At 72.6% G+C, this 15,960-nt stretch carries 19 protein-coding genes and 1 riboswitch; of the genes, 8 read left to right on the forward strand and 11 right to left on the reverse strand.

Translation table 11 applies throughout. The features are described 5' to 3' along the window. Positions 1 to 135 precede the first annotated feature (135 nt). Together ABZV06_RS25135 and ABZV06_RS25140 are read left to right on the forward strand one after the other, a co-directional pair. The gene (locus tag ABZV06_RS25135; protein ID WP_355244157.1) at positions 136 to 336 is read left to right on the forward strand and encodes a thioredoxin reductase; all 201 of its coding nucleotides are present in this window, start codon (positions 136 to 138) and stop codon (positions 334 to 336) included. After that, complete coding sequence (locus ABZV06_RS25140; RefSeq protein ID WP_355244159.1) at positions 333 to 1,097, forward strand: pirin family protein; 765 nt, start codon at positions 333 to 335, stop codon at positions 1,095 to 1,097. The genes ABZV06_RS25135 and ABZV06_RS25140 overlap by 4 nt, the downstream gene beginning before the upstream one ends. A gap of 117 nt (positions 1,098 to 1,214) precedes the next feature. Here ABZV06_RS25140 and gndA read toward each other — a convergent pair whose 3' ends face one another. After that, positions 1,215 to 2,657: an NADP-dependent phosphogluconate dehydrogenase gene (gene gndA, locus ABZV06_RS25145; protein WP_355624600.1), complete on the reverse strand. Its 1,443-nt coding sequence runs from the start codon at positions 2,655 to 2,657 to the stop codon at positions 1,215 to 1,217. Positions 2,658 to 2,778: 121 nt separating this feature from the next. After that, positions 2,779 to 3,075 carry an MTH1187 family thiamine-binding protein gene (locus ABZV06_RS25150; protein ID WP_355244165.1) on the reverse strand — a complete coding sequence of 99 codons (297 nt, stop codon included), beginning with the start codon at positions 3,073 to 3,075 and terminating at the stop codon, positions 2,779 to 2,781. A gap of 286 nt (positions 3,076 to 3,361) precedes the next feature. On the opposite strand from ABZV06_RS25150, the gene ABZV06_RS25155 reads away from it, so the two are divergent. Next, complete coding sequence (locus ABZV06_RS25155; RefSeq protein ID WP_355624602.1) at positions 3,362 to 3,943, forward strand: hypothetical protein; 582 nt, start codon at positions 3,362 to 3,364, stop codon at positions 3,941 to 3,943. 258 nt (positions 3,944 to 4,201) lie between these two features. On the opposite strand, the gene ABZV06_RS25160 is transcribed toward ABZV06_RS25155, so the two are convergent. The 3 genes from ABZV06_RS25160 to ABZV06_RS25170 form a co-directional block, all read right to left on the reverse strand. Next, positions 4,202 to 5,002, reverse strand: a complete 801-nt coding sequence (locus ABZV06_RS25160; protein ID WP_355624603.1) for an energy-coupling factor transporter transmembrane component T — start codon at positions 5,000 to 5,002, stop codon at positions 4,202 to 4,204. A gap of 52 nt (positions 5,003 to 5,054) precedes the next feature. Further along, positions 5,055 to 6,482, reverse strand: a complete 1,428-nt coding sequence (locus tag ABZV06_RS25165; RefSeq protein WP_355244174.1) for an ABC transporter ATP-binding protein — start codon at positions 6,480 to 6,482, stop codon at positions 5,055 to 5,057. Between the two features lie 85 nt (positions 6,483 to 6,567). Then, a complete protein-coding gene (locus ABZV06_RS25170; protein ID WP_355244176.1) occupies positions 6,568 to 7,155 on the reverse strand; it encodes an ECF transporter S component in 588 nt (195 codons plus the stop codon). A 77-nt stretch (positions 7,156 to 7,232) separates the two neighbouring features. After that, a riboswitch (TPP riboswitch) is annotated at positions 7,233 to 7,337 on the reverse strand. A gap of 107 nt (positions 7,338 to 7,444) precedes the next feature. Here ABZV06_RS25170 and ABZV06_RS25175 point away from each other — a divergent pair. The 5 genes from ABZV06_RS25175 (at position 7,445) to ABZV06_RS25195 (ending at position 12,660) form a co-directional block, all read left to right on the forward strand. Then, on the forward strand, positions 7,445 to 8,275 hold the full coding sequence (locus tag ABZV06_RS25175) for an alpha/beta fold hydrolase (RefSeq protein ID WP_355624605.1): 831 nt from the start codon (positions 7,445 to 7,447) through the stop codon (positions 8,273 to 8,275). 23 nt (positions 8,276 to 8,298) lie between these two features. Then, positions 8,299 to 9,105, forward strand: a complete 807-nt coding sequence (locus ABZV06_RS25180) for an AAC(3) family N-acetyltransferase (RefSeq protein ID WP_355244182.1) — start codon at positions 8,299 to 8,301, stop codon at positions 9,103 to 9,105. Further along, entirely contained in the window at positions 9,102 to 9,851 is a 750-nt protein-coding gene (locus ABZV06_RS25185; RefSeq protein ID WP_355244185.1) for an SIS domain-containing protein, read from the forward strand. The genes ABZV06_RS25180 and ABZV06_RS25185 overlap by 4 nt, the downstream gene beginning before the upstream one ends. A gap of 154 nt (positions 9,852 to 10,005) precedes the next feature. Next, positions 10,006 to 10,509, forward strand: coding sequence for a DUF6328 family protein (locus tag ABZV06_RS25190; protein ID WP_355244188.1), 504 nt, complete (start codon positions 10,006 to 10,008; stop codon positions 10,507 to 10,509). Between the two features lie 105 nt (positions 10,510 to 10,614). Continuing rightward, complete coding sequence (locus tag ABZV06_RS25195; RefSeq protein ID WP_355244190.1) at positions 10,615 to 12,660, forward strand: acyl-CoA dehydrogenase family protein; 2,046 nt, start codon at positions 10,615 to 10,617, stop codon at positions 12,658 to 12,660. 33 nt (positions 12,661 to 12,693) lie between these two features. Here ABZV06_RS25195 and ABZV06_RS25200 read toward each other — a convergent pair whose 3' ends face one another. The 6 genes from ABZV06_RS25200 to ABZV06_RS25225 form a co-directional block, all read right to left on the reverse strand. Continuing rightward, a complete protein-coding gene (locus tag ABZV06_RS25200; protein WP_355051277.1) occupies positions 12,694 to 12,861 on the reverse strand; it encodes a hypothetical protein in 168 nt (55 codons plus the stop codon). Positions 12,862 to 13,099: 238 nt separating this feature from the next. Then, positions 13,100 to 13,708 (reverse strand): hypothetical protein, encoded by a 609-nt coding sequence (locus ABZV06_RS25205; RefSeq protein ID WP_355244193.1) that lies wholly within the window; start codon positions 13,706 to 13,708, stop codon positions 13,100 to 13,102. Positions 13,709 to 13,833: 125 nt separating this feature from the next. After that, entirely contained in the window at positions 13,834 to 14,277 is a 444-nt protein-coding gene (locus ABZV06_RS25210; RefSeq protein WP_355624607.1) for a GNAT family N-acetyltransferase, read from the reverse strand. A 6-nt stretch (positions 14,278 to 14,283) separates the two neighbouring features. After that, entirely contained in the window at positions 14,284 to 14,682 is a 399-nt protein-coding gene (locus ABZV06_RS25215; protein WP_355244198.1) for a Fur family transcriptional regulator, read from the reverse strand. Beyond that, positions 14,679 to 14,978 (reverse strand): metalloregulator ArsR/SmtB family transcription factor, encoded by a 300-nt coding sequence (locus tag ABZV06_RS25220; protein WP_282257156.1) that lies wholly within the window; start codon positions 14,976 to 14,978, stop codon positions 14,679 to 14,681. The genes ABZV06_RS25215 and ABZV06_RS25220 overlap by 4 nt, the downstream gene beginning before the upstream one ends. A 113-nt stretch (positions 14,979 to 15,091) precedes the next feature. Further along, on the reverse strand, positions 15,092 to 15,958 hold the full coding sequence (locus tag ABZV06_RS25225; protein ID WP_355244202.1) for a metal ABC transporter permease: 867 nt from the start codon (positions 15,956 to 15,958) through the stop codon (positions 15,092 to 15,094). Between the last annotated feature and the right edge of the window lie 2 nt (positions 15,959 to 15,960).

Consider the following 15,960-nt stretch of genomic DNA (forward strand, 5'->3'; position numbering starts at 1 on the left):
GTGGGGTGGGGTGGGGGCTGGGTGGGGTGGGGGATTTGGGGGTTTGGGGTGGTGGGGGTCGGTAGGGTTCGGGAGGGGGCGGGACCTGTCGGGTGGGGGTGGTTGGGTGTGCGGGATCTCCGGTACAAAATGATCATGGCGTTGAACGCGGCCGACCTGGGCGACCCGATCTGTGAGCAGGTTGCCGAGATCTGCGCCGAGATCGCCGAGCAGCACTGTGCCGAGTTCGGTCACACGCCCGCGCTGCGGACCGGTGAGATCGCCGAACTGGCCACCGGAGAGCCGGCCCTGACCTGGGCGCCCTCGACTCCCGACGCCGGGCAGCGTGCCTGGTGACCGCAGCCGCCCCGGCCGTCGACGTACGCCGTGCCGACGACCGCTTCGCCACTCGGATCTCCTGGCTGGATTCCAAGCACTCCTTCTCGTTCTCCCGGCACTACGACCCGGCCAACACCCATCACGGCCTGCTGCTGGTCAACAACGATGACGTGGTCCGGCCGGGCGCCGGCTTCGAGACCCACCCGCACCAGGACATGGAGATCGTGACCTGGGTGCTGCGCGGCTCGCTCGTGCACCAGGACTCCACCGGCCACTCCGGGGTCATCTACCCGGGCCTGGCGCAGCGGATGAGCGCCGGCACCGGCATCCTGCACTCGGAGAAGAACGACGCGTGGCGGCTCCTGGACAACCAACAGCCGCACAGCGACCCCGTGCACTTCGTGCAGATGTGGGTGCTCCCGGACGAGCAGGGTGTGGACCCCGGCTACGAGCAGCTGGAGATCGAGGACGAGTTGCTGCGCGGCGGCCTGGTGCCGATCGCCTCGGGAATGGACCGCTACGACGGAGCGTCCGCGATCCGGATTCGCAACCGGTACGCGACGCTGCACGCCGCCCGCCTCCGCCCCGGCGACGAGGTCACCATCCCGGACGCGCCCTTCGTGCACCTGTACGTGCCCGACGGCACGGTCACCCTGGAAGGCAGCGGTCCACTCGGCACCGGAGACGCGGCGCGGCTCACCATGACCGGCGGCCGACGGGTCACCGCCGACGAGCCGGCGGAGATCCTCGTGTGGGAGATGCACGCCACCGTCGCCTGAGCGCAGCCGCGTCCACGAGATGATCGCGCCCGAACATGGATGTAGTGGCCTCCCTGACACGGGAGGCCACTACATCGTGGATCGAGCACGATCATGCCGTGCGTCGTGCGTCGTGCCTTACGCCGGGGACTCCGTCTTGTCGCCGGCCCAGGTGGTGTGGAACGAGCCCTCGCGGTCCACGCGCTGGTAGGTGTGCGCGCCGAAGTTGTCCCGTAGGCCCTGGATCAGCGCGGCGGGCAGCCGCTCGGCGCGCAGCGCGTCGAAGTACGCCAGCGACGACGAGAACGCCGGCGTCGGCACACCCGCCTGCGCCGCGTCGGCCACCACCCGCCGCCAGCTCGGCACGCCGGCGCTGACCGCCTCGGCGAAGTACGGCGCGACCAGCAGCGTCGGCAGGTCGGGCTGCTCGTCGTACGCCTCGCGGATGCGGTTCAGGAAGCGCGCCCGGATGATGCAGCCACCCCGCCAGATGGTCGCCGTGCCGCCCAGGTCGATGTCCCAGTCGTACTCGCTGCTGCCGGCCCGGATGTGGTCGAAGCCCTGGGCGTACGCGACGATCTTGGAAGCGAGCAGCGCCCGGCGGACGTCCTCGACGAACGCGTCCCGGTCGGCCACCTGCCACTTGTCACCGGCGTCCGGGAAGGCCCGGCGGGCCGCCTCGCGCTGGTCGACGTGCCCGGACAACGAGCGCGCGAACGTCGCCTCGGCGATCCCGGTGATCGGAATGCCCAGGTCGAGGGCGCTCTGCACGGTCCACCGGCCGGTGCCCTTCTGCTCGGCCCGGTCCTGCACGATGTCGACGAACGCGCGGCCGGTCGCCGCGTCGGTGTGCGCCAACACGTCGGCGGTGATCTCGATGAGGAACGACTCCAGCTCGCCGCTGTTCCAGTCGCGGAAGATCTCGGCGATCTCCGCCGGCGTCGCGTCCAGACCGGCCCGCAGCAGGTCGTACGCCTCGGCGATGAGCTGCATGTCGGCGTACTCGATGCCGTTGTGCACCATCTTGACGAAGTGCCCGGCGCCGTCCGGCCCGACGTGCGTGCAGCACGGCACACCGTCCACCTGGGCGGCGATCTTCTCGAACATCGGCCCGAGCTTCGCGTACGACTCGGTGGAACCGCCCGGCATGATGCTCGGGCCGAGCAGCGCGCCCTCCTCGCCGCCGGAGACGCCGGTGCCGCTGAAGTGCAGCCCCTGCGCGCGCAGCGACTCCTCGCGGCGGCGGGTGTCGGCGAAGTGGGCGTTGCCGCAGTCGACGATGATGTCGCCCTCGTCCAGCAGCGGCACCAGCTCGTCGATGACCGCGTCGGTGGGCGCACCCGCCTTGACCATCACGATCACCGCGCGGGGCCGTTCCAGCGACGCCACGAAGTCGGCCATCGACTCACCGGGCACGAAGGTGCCCTCGTCACCGTGCTCGGCGACAAGGCTGCGGGTGCGTTCCGGGGACCGGTTGTGCACCGCCACGGTGAAGCCGTTACGGGCCAGGTTGCGGGCCAGGTTACGGCCCATCACCGCCAGCCCGGTCACGCCGATCTGCGCTGTCGCCTGCTGAGCCATTCGTGCCGCCACCTCTCGCCGTCGAACTGTCCCTGCGACCGTATCGCGGCACACGGCATCGCGGGCAGGTCGTCCCACGGCGGGTCACCGCCTGGTCGCGGCCCGTCCGTCCACCGGTCGCTCACCGCTGGGCGAGTCGTTCCTCCACACGCGCCACCTTCGCGGTGAGCGCGTCGGTGACACCGGGCCGGACGTCTGCCTTGAGGACGACGCTCACCCGGGGCGCCTGCGCGGCCACCACGTCGACCGCCCGCTTGACCACCGCCATCACCTCGTCCCACTCGCCCTCGACGGTGGTGAACATGGCATCGGTCCGGTTCGGCAGCCCGGACTCGCGGACCACCCGTACCGCCTCGGCCACGAGGTCGCCCACGGAGTCGCCGCCGCCGAGCGGGGTGATCGAGAACGCGATCAGCATGCGCCGATCGTGCCAGTAAACAGGGTGCGCGTCTCCTCGTGTGACGGTTAGGGTTCCGGCATGCGTAACTGACGCCCCTTTTTCCGAGCCGGTCCGCCGCCCCGCGTCGCGGTCCGTGCGCTCCCGGGCGTCGCGCGTCCCCGCCGTTCGGCGGCGTCGAGCCTTCCTGATTCCCGGTGAGCAGTCCCTTCCCATCCGACCGTCGCGCCGCGACGGTCACCAGCCGATCCGACCGACCGCCGGAGCGCGGGAACGGCCGGGACGGTCGGCACCGAAGGAGACCCGGATGCCCGCCAGGCGTAACCCGAAGAAGTCCCGTATCCCCAAGACGCCCCCGTCCGGACAGGTTCCGGCGGCGGACCACGGCCCGACGACTGGTCGCGGCACGAGCCCGCCGTCCAGCCCCGATGTCGCGGTCGAACCGGCCCTGCCGGCGGTGCTGGTCGAACCGGCCCTGCCGGCGGTGCTGGTCGAACCGGCCCTGCCGGCGGTGCTGGTCGAACCGGCGCCACTGGCGGCGCTCGTGGAGCCCGCGCTGCCGGCGGCGCTGGTTGAGCCGGCGGCGCCGACGCTGCCGGCGGCTCTGGTCGACCCGGCGGCGTCCGTCGAGTCCGCGCCACTGGCGGCGCTGGTCGACCCGGCGGTGACCGTCGAGCCGCTCCGGCCCGGAGCGGTCCCGGCCGACGCGGCGCTGCCTGTCGACGTGCCGGCGGCTGTCGAGGCGCCTGCGGTGGAGGATCTGCCCACGCCGGCCAGCCGACCGTCAGCACCGACGGCCGGGCCGCCCACGGGCCGGGGCAACCGTTCGACCGGTGGCCGCAGCCAGGCGGCGGGGCAGACCCGCCGCTACGCCTTCCGGCGAAGCTGACCGAGCCGTGCGCCCGCTCTGGCGCACGACTCCGCGACAGCAACTTCAGGGATGTAGTGGCTTCCCACGCTGACGAGGCCACTACATCCCTGAAGTTGCGCGGATCTTGCCGCCGGCGCGGCGCGGCGCGGCGCGGCCTGGCCTGCGCGGCTTGGCCCGGCCTGGCCTGGCGCGGCCCGGCGCGGCCCGGCGCGGCCCGGCGCGGCGCGGCCCGGCGCACGGCGGCCGGGGTGCACGGCGGTCCGGCGTCGGGCGGCGTCAGCCGAGCAGGGGGCGGAAGGTGCCGACCAGGATGCTTGTCGTCAGTGCCGCGCCGGCCAGCGCGAACGCGCCGACGACGAGCAGTGTGTCGGCGAGGCCGAAGTGCTGGCGGCGCGCGACGGTACGGGGTGTGTCGGCGTCGAAACCGCGGGCGTCCATCGCGACGGCCAGCCGGGTACCTCGGCGGATCGCTCCGACCAGCAGCGCGAACGCCGTGGACGCGAACAGCCGCAGCTTCGCCACGGGGTTGCGTCCGGCGTCCACGCCACGTGCCCGGCGGGCCATGCTGATCATCTGCCATTCCTGACCGAGCAGCGGCACCAGCCGGAACGCGGCCAGCGCCCCGACGGCGAACCGCGCCGGCGCCCTCGCGTTCTGGATCAACGCGTCCGCCAGGTCGGTCGGGTCGGTGGTGGCGAAGACGATCACGCCGGGCAGGGCCACCGCGAAGATCCGCAGCACCAGGCCGAGCGCGGTGAACAGCACGCCGGTGCTCACCAGCACCGGGCCGGCGTCCAGCAGAACGCGACCGGACTGGTCGGCGGCGAAGAGCACCAGGGTGACCAGGATGCCGACGGCGCTGAGCAGCAGCGGCAGGGCACGCCGGGCCAGCACCCGGTAGCGGAGGCCGAACAGCGGCAGGACCGCGAGTTCGACGGCGATGGCGATCGCGGGCGCCAGCGGGTCGAGCGTGGCCAGCAGGGTGAACGAGAAGAGCAGTGCGGCGGCGAGCTTCGCCACCGGGTTGCGCCGGGCCAGCGGCGCCCCGGGCCGGGCGACCGGTTCGATGCTGATCATCGGTGCGACTCCCGTCCGGCGTCGAGGCGTCGGTCGCGACGCGCCGGCACGGTCACGACCGCTCCAGGGTGACGGTGCGGTCGGCGAGCGCGGCGACGAAGTCCACGTCGTGGGTGACGCTGACGACGCCGTGCCCGGCGTCGCGCAGGTCGGCGAAGAGGTCGACCAGCTCGCCCCACGTCCGCCGGTCCTGGCCGAAGGTGGGCTCGTCGCAGATCAGCAGGCGGGGCGCGGTGGCCAGGGCCGTCGCCACGCTGAGGCGTCGCGCCTCGCCGCCGGAGAGGGTGTACGGGTTGGCCGCCGCGAGCCTGGTCAGCCGCAGCCGCTCCAGCAGCCCGGCCGCCGTCTCCTTGACCGCCGCCTCGGGTTGGCCCGTCCGGCGTGGGCCGAGCGCCAGCTCGTCGAAGACGGTGCCGGTGACGAACTGGTGCTCCGGGTCCTGGAAGACCGACCCGATCCGTCGGGCCAGCGCGGGCGCGCGCCAGCGATGCGGGGGAGTGCGGTGGTGGGCGCCGGCCAGCTCGGCCGAGGCGGTGACCCGGCCCGTGCCCGGTTTGAGCAGCCCGCCGAGCAGCAGCGCCAGGGTGGACTTGCCGGCGCCGTTCGGTCCGCGCACGGCGAGCGCCTCTCCGGCGCGTACCGTCAGATCGGTGGAGCCCAGCCGGGGCGGCAGGCCGAGCCGGTCGGCGGTGAGCAACACGTCGCCGGCCGCGGCGGTGGCCCGGCGCGGCGCGACGGGATGGCCGGGTACCCAGACCCCCTCGGCGGCGAGGGTGTCACCGTGCGCGGCGAAGACCACGTCGGGTGGCCCGTCCGCGCGGACCCCACCGCCGGGCTCCAGGACGACCACCCGGTCGACCAGGGGCAACGCCTCGGCGACCCGGTGTTCGACCAGGATCAGGGTGGTGTCGGCGTCCAGTGCGCCCGCCACGGCGCCCCGGACCAGGGCAGCCCCGTCCGGGTCGAGGTTGGCGGTGGGCTCGTCGAGCAGCAGCAGGCCGGGCCGCAGCGCCAGCGCGCCCGCCAGGGCGAGACGCTGCTGCTCGCCGCCGGAGAGGGCGGCGGTGCCGCGGTCCCGGGGGTACGGGAAGCCGACCCGCCGCAGCGCCTCGTCGACCCGTGGCCAGATCTCGTCGGTCGGTACGCCCCGGTTCTCCAACCCGAACGCCACGTCGTCGCCGCTGCGTGCCATCACCAGCTGGGTCTGCGGGTCCTGGAAGACGATGCCGACCCGTTCCCGGCCCTTGCGGGGGTCGAGCCCGTCGATCTCGACGGTGCCCTCCTGCTCACCGGAGTCCTCCGCCAGCAGCCCGGCCAGCGCGCTGAGCAGGGTGCTCTTGCCGGCCCCCGAGGGCCCGAGCAGCAGGACCCGCTCGCCGTCCTCCACCCGGAGGTCCACCCCGCGTACGGCCCAGGCCCGCCGCCCGGCGTGCCGCCACCCGAAACCCCGCAGCAGTACGCCCACGACCCCTCCCTCCATGTCCTCGCCGGTGATCAAGAGGTTCGCGTCAGAATTCCGCCTGCCGATGACGCGAACCTTTTGATCACGGGGTGCGCGCGCAGGTCTAGATCAGCGCGCGGGTTCGGCCGGAGGGGAGGCGGTCCAGGGCGCCGGTGTTGGCCAGGGCGCGGGTGAGCAGCCAGCCGCCGACACCCGCGATGATCGTGGCGCTGACGATGGTGAGCAGCGCGTACGGGATGCGGTAGTCGCCCAGCGCGTAGTCCGCGTTCCAGACGAAGAAGTCGAACAGGGCCGCGCTGAGGCCCGTCAGCGCGCCGGCCAGCACGGCTGTCGGCAGCCGGTACGACCGGTAGCGGAACGCGGCGAACGCCAGCTCGGCCCCGATGCCCTGCACGATGCCCTGCGGGATGACCGTGCCGGCCCACTGGCTGCCCAGCAGCGCGGAGACGACCGCGGCCACCGTCTCGCAGTAGAGCGCGGCGCCGGGCTTGCGGATGACCAGCCCGCCGACCACGGCCGGCAGCAGCCACACGCCGTAGATCAGCGTCTGCGCCGGTGGGAAGAAGGCGAACGCGCCCTCGGTGGCGCTCCAGACCAGGCCCCAGGCCCAGAAGATGACGCCGAAGGCGACCGCGATCACCGAGGCGACCACGATGTCGATCGTGCGCCAGCGGTTGGTGGTGTTGTCCATGCTGTGCTCCCAGTTCAGTGAAACGAACCAGGAGAAGACGCACGCCGCGCGTCCGGTGGCACCGGACTCACGGCGCGGCTGGAGGTCGACCGAACTCCCTGCGCTGGCATTACCCAGATCAGGTTCGAGGGTCTGCGGGCGTGCCCGCACTCTCAGCGCTGTGCGCTCCCCTGTCGGATGTGAAGTTGTCTCGCTGACGCTAGCACCGACCAGGGGTAACAGCCCAGCAGGGCGTTGTGACGTGCGCGCATCCGGGCCGGCACGACGACGGCTGGGTAGGCTGACGATCATGCAGGTCGACGCGCGGGGTCTGACGTTCGAGGTACGCACCGGCGGCCCGTCCGACGGCGTCCCCGTCCTGCTCCTGCACGGGTTTCCGCAGCACAGCGGCGAGTGGGACGAGGTCGTGCCGCCACTGCACGCCGCCGGCCTGCGCACGTACGCGCTGGACCAGCGGGGCTACTCGCCGGGTGCCCGGCCCGCCGAGGTGGCGGGGTACCGCATCCCCGAACTGGTCGCCGACGCGGTCGCGGTGCTCGACGCGCTCGGTCTGGACGCCGTGCACCTGGTCGGCCACGACTGGGGCGCGATAGTGGCCTGGGCGGTGGCCGCCGCGCACCCTCGGCGCGTCCGTACGTTGACCGCGGTGTCGGTGCCCCATCCGGCGGCCATGGCGCACGCGCTCGCCACCGACGGTCAGCAGAAGGCCCGCTCGTCCTACATCGCGCTGTTCCGCAAACCCGGCAAGGCCGAGAAGGTGCTGTTGGCGTGGCACGCGACGGCGCTGCGCAAGCTGCTGGGCGGGGTCGGCGACGCCTCCCGCGTCGACCGCTACGCCGACCCGATGCGCGAGCCGGGCGCACTGACCGCCGCCCTGAACTGGTACCGGGCCATGTCCCGTGCCGACCTGGCCGCCGTCGGCCCGGTCGCCGTACCGACCACGTACGTGTGGAGCGACCGGGACGTCGCGATCGGTCGGGCCGCCGCCGAGGCGTGCGCCGCGAACGTGAGCGGCGACTACCTCTTCGTACCCCTGGGCGGGGTGAGCCACTGGATCCCGGACGCCGCGCCCGCCGTGCTGGCCGAGGCGGTCCTGGCGCGGGTCGCCGGGACGGCCTGAGCCGTGCCGGGCGGGGGAGAGTCGTGACCGTTCCCGTCGGCGGGCCGGGCACTCGCCGGTCGATCGCCGCGGAGCTGCGCCTACTGGGCGTACGCCCCGGATCGACGGTGCTGGTGCACGCCGGGATGCGCCCGCTGGGTTACGTCTGTGGCGGGCCGCAGGCGCTGGTGCTCGCCCTGCGTGACGCCCTCGGTCCGGACGGCACGATCGTGGTGCCCACCCACACACCTGACAACAGCGACCCGGCGCAGTGGCGGAATCCGCCGGTGCCGGTGGACTGGTGGCCGTTGATCCGCGCCGAGATGCCCGGCTTCGACCCGGTGGTCACGCCGAGCAGGCACATGGGCGTGTTCGCCGAGACGGTCCGCTGCTGGCCGTCGGCGCTGCGCAGCGGGCACCCCCAGGTGTCCTTCGCCGCGCTCGGCCCGGCGGCCGAGCGGGTGGTCGCCGGGCACACCCTGGCCGACATGCTCGGCGAGGGATCTCCGCTGGCCCGGCTCTACGACCTGGACGCCGACGTCCTGCTGCTCGGGGTCGACCACAGCGTCAACACCTCGCTGCACCTGGCCGAGTACCGCCGACCCGCCCTCGTGCGTGAGCGACTGGGCGCGGCGGTGCGGACCGCCGACGGTGGCCGCGAATGGGTGTGGTGGCAGGACGTCCGGATCGACGGAAGTGACTTCGGCGCGCTGGGCCGCGACCTCGACGACACGGCGGTGGTCCGCGTCGGCCCGGTGGGCGCCGGAACGGCGAGGTTGGTGGGCCAGCGGGCGGCTGTCGACTTCGCGGTGCGGTGGTTCGCCCGCAACAGACGGATGGAGGACGTATGACGGTGAGTGCCGAGGACTACCTGACCGTGGTGACCGAGACGATGTCCCGGGTCGCCGCCAGCCAGCGGGAGGCCGTGGGCCGGGCCGCCGATCTGATCGCCGACGCGGTACGCGCCGACGGGGTGGTGCACGCCTTCGGTACCGGGCACTCGGAGGCCCTCGCCATGGAGATCGCCGGTCGGGCGGGCGGGCTGGTGCCCACCAACCGGATCGCCCTGCGGGACCTGGTGCTGCTCGGCGGCGAGCCGGCCGACGTGCTCGGGCCGCTGCTGGAGCGGGACCCGGCGGTGGCGCACCGGCTCTACGAGCTGGCTCCCGTACGGCCCGCCGACGTCTTCGTGCTCGCCTCGAACTCCGGGGTCAACGGCGCGATGGTCGAGTTCGCCACGCTGGTCAAGGAGCGGGGCCATCCGCTGGTGGCGATCACCTCCGCGCAGCACTCCGGCCGGATGACCTCCCGCCACCCGTCCGGACGCACGTTGGCCGATCTCGCCGACGTGGTGCTCGACAACGGCGCGCCGTACGGCGACGCGACGCTGCCGCTGCCGGGCGGCGGCGCGGTCGGCGCGGTCTCCTCGATCACGGCCGCGCTCCTGGCCCAGCAGGTCACCGTGGAGGTGGTCGCCCGGATACTCGCGGCGGGGGAGCGGCCCCCGGTCTACCTGTCGGCCAACATCCCGGACGGGGACGCGCACAACAACGCGCTGGAGGCCCGGTACGCCGGTCGGATTCGCCGCGGGTCCTGACCCGGTCCGGTCGATCGACGTCGCGGTGTCCGGCGGGTGGCCGGCAGATGGCCGGGACATGTCGTGAACCAGTTTCGTGCTCGGCCGTGTGGGGCATTGGCGTTGCTGCCGGCGGCCGGGACCGCCGGCAGTACCGTCTGACCGGAGGTAGCGCGTGTCCAAGGAGACCGAGAAGCAGCGTTGGCAGCGCAACTTCGCCGACCTGCTCCAGGAGTTGCGGGTCGCCCAGACCGGCGTGCAGATCCTCTTCGCCTTCCTGCTCACCCTGCCGTTCAGCAACGGGTTCACCCGGACCAGCGAGTTCCAGCGGGACGTCTACATCGTCGCCCTGCTCGCCGCTGCCGCCGCCACCGCGATGATCATTTCACCGGTGGCGTTCCACCGGGCGCTGTTCCGTCAGGGGCGCAAGCCGGAGCTGGTGCGGTTCGCACACCGCATGGCGACCGGCGGCCTCGGCTTCATGCTCATCGCGATGGTCAGCGCGGTCCTGCTGATCACCGACTTCGTGCTGGACCGGCCGATCGCCTTCGTGCTCAGCGCGCTGGCCGGCCTCTGGTTCCTCGCCTTCTGGGTGTTCCTGCCGTTCGCGCGGCGCAACTGGGGTGACGACGACATCGACGACGAGGACGACGACCCGGCCACGCTCAGCGCCGGCTGATCTCCCTCGATGTTCACGCCACGCTACCCCTGGGTAACAACCGGGGGTAGCGTGGCGTTAGTCGCGCACGTCGACGCAGCCACATCGAGTTTCGAGGGGGCAGCCGTGACCACGACACAGGACGGCCGACCGGCACCGGACGGCCCCGATCCCGAAGCCGCCGCCGGCACCGCTGCGCCGCCCGCCGCCGGAGCCGCTGCCCCGCCCACCGCTGGCACCGCCGCACCGCTGCCCGCCGAGGCCGGTCAGGTCTCCGAGAAGGAGGCCCGCAGGGTCGCCGAGGCGGCCCGCGAGTCCACCTGGGACCGTCCCAGCTTCGGCAAGGAGCTGTTCCTCGGCCGGTTCCGGCTCGACCTCATCGACCCGTGGCCGCGCTCCGACCCGGACGACATGGCCCGTGCCGAGAAGTTCCTCGGCCAGCTCCGCGCCTTCGTCACCTCCGAGGTGGACGGCGCGGCCATCGAGCGGGACGCCTCCATCCCCGACTCCGTCTTCCACGGGCTCGCGGACCTCGGCGCGTTCGGCATGAAGATCGACCGGAAGTACGGCGGCCTGGGGCTGAGCAACCTGCACTACTGCCGTGCCCTCATGCTGGCCGGCTCGGTCAGCCCGGCGATCGGCGCGCTGCTCTCGGCCCACCAGTCGATCGGCGTGCCGCAACCGCTCAAGATGTTCGGCACCGCCGAGCAGAAGCAGCGTTTCCTGCCCCGACTTGCCGCGGGTGAGGTCTCCGCGTTCCTGCTCACCGAGCCGGACGTCGGCTCCGACCCGGCCCGGCTCGCCACCACCGCCGAACCGACCGAGGACGGCACCGGCTACCGGCTCAACGGCGTGAAACTCTGGGCTACCAACGGCACCGTGGCCACCCTGCTGGTGGTGATGGCCCGGGTGCCCGCCGCCGATGGGCGACGCGGCGGCATCACCGCGTTCGTGGTGGACGGTGACAGCGCCGGCATCACCGTGGAACGGCGCAACGAGTTCGTCGGCCTGCGCGGCCTGGAAAACAGCCTGACCCGCTTCCACGACGTGTTCGTGCCCGCCGAGAACGTCATCGGCGGCGAGGGCAAAGGACTGAAGATCGCCCTGACCACGCTGAACACCGGCCGGCTCTCCCTGCCGGCCATGTGCGTCGGCGCCGGCAAGTGGGCGTTGAACGTCGCCCGGGGATGGGCCGCCGACCGCGTCCAGTGGGGCCGTCCGGTGGGCGCGCACGAGGCGGTCGCCCAGAAGCTCTCCTTCATCGCCGCCACCACGTACGGCATGGAGACCATGCTCGACCTGTGCTGCCTGCTCGCCGACGACGACCGCAACGACATCCGGATCGAGGCGGCGCTGGTCAAGCTCTACGCCAGTGAGATGGCCTGGAAGATCGCCGACGAGTTGGTCCAGATCCGGGGTGGGCGCGGCTACGAGACGGCCGACTCGCTGGCCGCCCGCGGGGAACGCCCGGCCACCGTCGAGCAGGTGCTCCGCGACCTGCGGATCAACCGGATCTTCGAGGGCTCTACCGAGATCATGCACCTGCTGATCGCCCGGGAGGCCGTCGACGCCCACCTGTCGGTGGCCGGCGACATCATCGACCCGGAGGCGGGACTCGGCCGCAAGGCCCGCGCCGGCGCCCGCGCGGGAGCGTTCTACGCGAGGTGGCTGCCGACCCTCACGGTCGGCAAGGGCCAGAGCCCATCGGCGTACGCCGAGTTCGGCCCCCTCGCCGGCCACCTGCGCCAGGTGGAACGCTCCTCGCGCAAGCTGGCCCGCTCGACGTTCTACGCGATGTCCCGCTGGCAGGGGAAGATGGAGCGCAAGCAGGCGTTCCTCGGGCGAATCGTGGACATCGGCGCGGAACTGTTTGCCATGTCCGCCGTCTGCGTCCGGGCAACCGCCGAGCGCGACACCCGCCCGGAGAACGTCGAGCTGGCCGACCTGTTCTGCCGGCAGGCCCGGGTCCGGGTGGACGCCCTGTTCGCGGCCCTCTGGGACAACACCGACTCGGTCGACACCGCCGCCGCCAAGCGGATCCTCGCCGGCCGCTACGCGAGCGTCGAAGGGGGCGTGGTCACCCCGTCCGACGAGTTGCCCTGGGTGGCCCGCTGGCAGCCCGGCCCGTCCACGGCCGAGGACGTCCGGCGCCGTATCCCGCCGAAGCCGTAACCCGCCGGTCGCGCCCGGTCGCGGCGTGCCGTGTCAGCGTGCGACCGCCCAGGCCAGCACTCCCGCCAGGATCAGACCGTTCAGCCCGGCCAGGGCGAGGTACGCGGCGGGTGGGATCTTCTTGCCCCGGCGGACGAAGGAGACCAGAACGGCGGCGTAGCCGAGCAGCAGTACGGCGATGACGATCAGGAAGTAGAACACCCGACGACCTTAACGGCCTGGATCCGCAGGCAGACTGCGGCAGGCGGGGGTAACAGGCGGTTGATCCACACCAGGTCACCGATCTGGGGGTATCCAGCGGCCCGGACACCCCCAGATCGCCGACCTCGTGTCGATCACGGTCAGCCACCCCGCCTCCGCCGTGCCGATGCGCCAAGATCCACGGACACGGGCTCACGCACGAAGCACGCGCTCACGAGCAGAGCGACGACGGTCGGGCTCATCGGCTTTTGTTGCGTAGGCCGAGTTGGCGTAGCTCCAGCGCGGCCAGGGCGTCGACTGTCTCGTCGTCGCCGCGTCGCCAAGCCTCGGCGACGTCGGGGGCGATCCGGGTCAGCCGACCCAGCGGTTGGGTGGCCAGCGCGCGGAGCGCGAGCAGGTCCCGCCCTGCTGGCCCGGCGGCCAGTTTCGCGGCCGATCCGGCCCGGCGCATCCAGCGCAGCCGCAGCGGCAGCCAGCCGAAGAGCACCAGGCCGAGCGGAAAGATCAGCACTGCGATGGCGAGGGCGAGGGCGAGCTGGTCGACCAGGTGCTGCTGCTCCCGGCCGGCGTCGGCGAGCCCTCGGGCGGCGTCGGCGGCACGCTGGAAGGGCGCGGTCAGTTCGTCACCGACCAGCGGCACCCGGCGAACCTTGCCTCCGGCGTCGGCGAGGTTGTCGGCGAGGCCGGCGCCGGCGCCCTCCAGCTTCTGTCCGGGTACGGCGAGCTTCTGCACCAGGTCGTGCAGCCAGAGTGCGGCGCGGATCGCGACGTACACCCAGATGACGACGAGCAGGTCGGTGAGCAACTGGCGGACGGCGGTCGGAAACCGATCGGCGTAGATCTTCACGCCGGACAGCGTGCCACGAACGACAGCGGCCCGGCACCCGTCGATCGGCGCCTGGGAAGGTCCTCGGCCGGAGCGCCGCAGCCGGGCCCCGATCAGACTGGCCGCAGGTCCACAGAAAGCCGCGATCAGGCGAGCCGCAGGTCCACGAATGCGATGGTGTCACCAGGCAGGACGTACCGGTCGGTTTCCACGAAGCCGTGCTGGCGCGCGAACCGCAGGCCCTCGTCGTTGGACGCCAGGACGACGGTCTCGATCGCGGTCGCCCCCAGCTCGCGGGCCTGCGTTAGCCCGCGCTGGTAGATCTGCTCCCCGTAGCCGCGCCGACGGCTGCCGGGCAGGACCCGTGCGATCACGGTCGCGGCGTCGGGTGCCGGAGGCCGCACGGTGGAGCAGCCCACCGCCGTCCCGTCGACGTACGCGACCTCGAGGATGTTGCGCTGGGCGCGAGCGACGATCTCGTCGGCCGACAGGGGAGCCGTGGGGATGATCGAGTTGTGGATGTGCTGCCAGTCCAGCAGTGCCAGTGCACTGCCTGCCGGCTGGACCGGCGTGAACCGAAGATCCGTCACGGCTGGTCAGCGCGCACACGCGGGGCAGGTGCCGAAGATCTCCACGGTGTGGCTGACGTCGGCGTACCCGTGCTCGGCGGCGACCCGGTCGGCCCAGCTCTCCACCGCCGGGCCGGCCACCTCGACCGTACGGCCGCAGGCCCGGCAGACCAGATGGTGGTGGTGCCCCTCGCTGCACCGGCGGTAGAGGTGCTCCCCACCCGGCGGGCGCATCACGTCGATCTCGCCCGCGTCGGCCAGCCCCTGCAAAGTGCGGTAGACGGTGGTCAGGCCGACCCGCTCGCCGCGCTGCCGGAGCATCGCGTGCAGATCCTGGGCGCTGTGGAAGCCCTCCATCTCGCCCAGCAGCGCGCTCACCGCCGAGCGCTGCCGGGTGTTGCGCACCGCGGCGCCGCTCTCGCTCATGATCCCTCCCCCGCGTGGCTGACCGCGTCCGCCACGATGTGCGCGACGTGCTCGTCGACCAGGCTGTAGGCGATCTCCCGGCCTCGGCGGGAGCCGCGCACCACGCCCGCTCCGCGCAGGACCCGCAGGTGCTGGGAGACCAGCGGTTGGGCGGCGCCCAGCTTTTCGACCAGCTCGTGCACACATCGTTCGCCGTCGGCGAGTTCGCTGACGATGGCCAGCCGGATGGGCGCCGACAGGGCTCGGAGCAGTTCGCTGGCTCCGTCGAAACCCTCGTAGCCTGTTGCGCTGGTCATCTTGCAACGGTAACCAATACCACCGACATCCGCCGATCAGGCTGAGGGCGCGTGCCGAAGCCCCTGGCGGGCCTGCAGCGGGCCCAGACGAGCGAGGGCGTTGACAACGCGCCCTAGTCCAGGACGACCTCGTGCGGCTCGGCGGCCGTCATGGACGCTGGCACGGCACGGCGGCGCAGCCCACGCCAGATCGCGCCGGCGACGGCCACCACCAGGAACGAGGCGATCGCCAGCAGCACCACCGAGGCCCCCGGCGGGGTGTCGGCGTTGGCGGCCACCCAGACGCCGGAGCCGGCGGCGAAGAATCCGAGCGCCATGGCGGCGGTCATCGTGCTGCGGAAGCCCCGGGTGACCTGCTGGGCGGTGGCCACCGGAACCACCATCAGCGCGCTGATGAGCAACACCCCGACGGCCCGCATCGCGATGGTCACCGTGACCGCGGTGGTGACCGCGATCAGCAGGTTGAGGGTGCGCACCGGCAGGCCGGAGACGCGGGCGTACTCCTCGTCGTGGCTGATCGCGAAGAGCGCCGGCCGCAGGGCGATCATGGTGATCAGGATCGCCGCACCGAGCACTCCGACGGTGACCAGGTCGGCCGTCGACGTGGAGAGCAGAGATCCGAAGAGGTAGGCGTTGAGGTTGGCGCTCGTGGCGTCCGAGAGGCCGACCAGCAGGACGCCACCGGCGATGCCGCCGTAGAAGAGCAGGGCGAGGGCCAGGTCGCCGGAGGTACGCCCGCGAGCGCGGACCAACTCGATGGCGATCGCGCCGGCGGTGGCGACGAGCACCGCCACCAGCACCGGCGAGCGGTTCAGGAGCAGGCCCGCGCCGACGCCGGTCAACGCCACGTGCCCGATGCCGTCGCCGATCAGCGTGAGCCGCCGCTGCACCAGGTAGATGCCGAGCGCCGGCGCGGCGAGGCCGATCACCAGCGCGCCGATCAGGGCACGCTGCATGTAGGGGTACTGGAAGAGTTCCATTG

This window comes from Micromonospora sp. NPDC005172 (assembly GCF_040608555.1).
Lineage (GTDB): Bacteria > Actinomycetota > Actinomycetes > Mycobacteriales > Micromonosporaceae > Micromonospora.

Bases quoted from the DNA above. Each gene is read 5' to 3' on its own strand.
- ABZV06_RS25135 (WP_355244157.1), top strand. From the start codon at position 136: ATGGCGTTGAACGCGGCCGACCTGGGCGACCCGATCTGTGAGCAGGTT.
- ABZV06_RS25215 (WP_355244198.1), bottom strand. From the start codon at position 14,682: ATGAGCGAGAGCGGCGCCGCGGTGCGCAACACCCGGCAGCGCTCGGCG.
- ABZV06_RS25165 (WP_355244174.1), bottom strand. From the start codon at position 6,482: ATGGAGGGAGGGGTCGTGGGCGTACTGCTGCGGGGTTTCGGGTGGCGG.
- ABZV06_RS25170 (WP_355244176.1), bottom strand. From the start codon at position 7,155: ATGGACAACACCACCAACCGCTGGCGCACGATCGACATCGTGGTCGCC.
- ABZV06_RS25155 (WP_355624602.1), top strand. From the start codon at position 3,362: ATGCCCGCCAGGCGTAACCCGAAGAAGTCCCGTATCCCCAAGACGCCC.
- gndA (WP_355624600.1), bottom strand. From the start codon at position 2,657: ATGGCTCAGCAGGCGACAGCGCAGATCGGCGTGACCGGGCTGGCGGTG.
- ABZV06_RS25225 (WP_355244202.1), bottom strand. From the start codon at position 15,958: ATGGAACTCTTCCAGTACCCCTACATGCAGCGTGCCCTGATCGGCGCG.
- ABZV06_RS25185 (WP_355244185.1), top strand. From the start codon at position 9,102: ATGACGGTGAGTGCCGAGGACTACCTGACCGTGGTGACCGAGACGATG.
- ABZV06_RS25220 (WP_282257156.1), bottom strand. From the start codon at position 14,978: ATGACCAGCGCAACAGGCTACGAGGGTTTCGACGGAGCCAGCGAACTG.
- ABZV06_RS25150 (WP_355244165.1), bottom strand. From the start codon at position 3,075: ATGCTGATCGCGTTCTCGATCACCCCGCTCGGCGGCGGCGACTCCGTG.
- ABZV06_RS25160 (WP_355624603.1), bottom strand. From the start codon at position 5,002: ATGATCAGCATCGAACCGGTCGCCCGGCCCGGGGCGCCGCTGGCCCGG.
- ABZV06_RS25175 (WP_355624605.1), top strand. From the start codon at position 7,445: ATGCAGGTCGACGCGCGGGGTCTGACGTTCGAGGTACGCACCGGCGGC.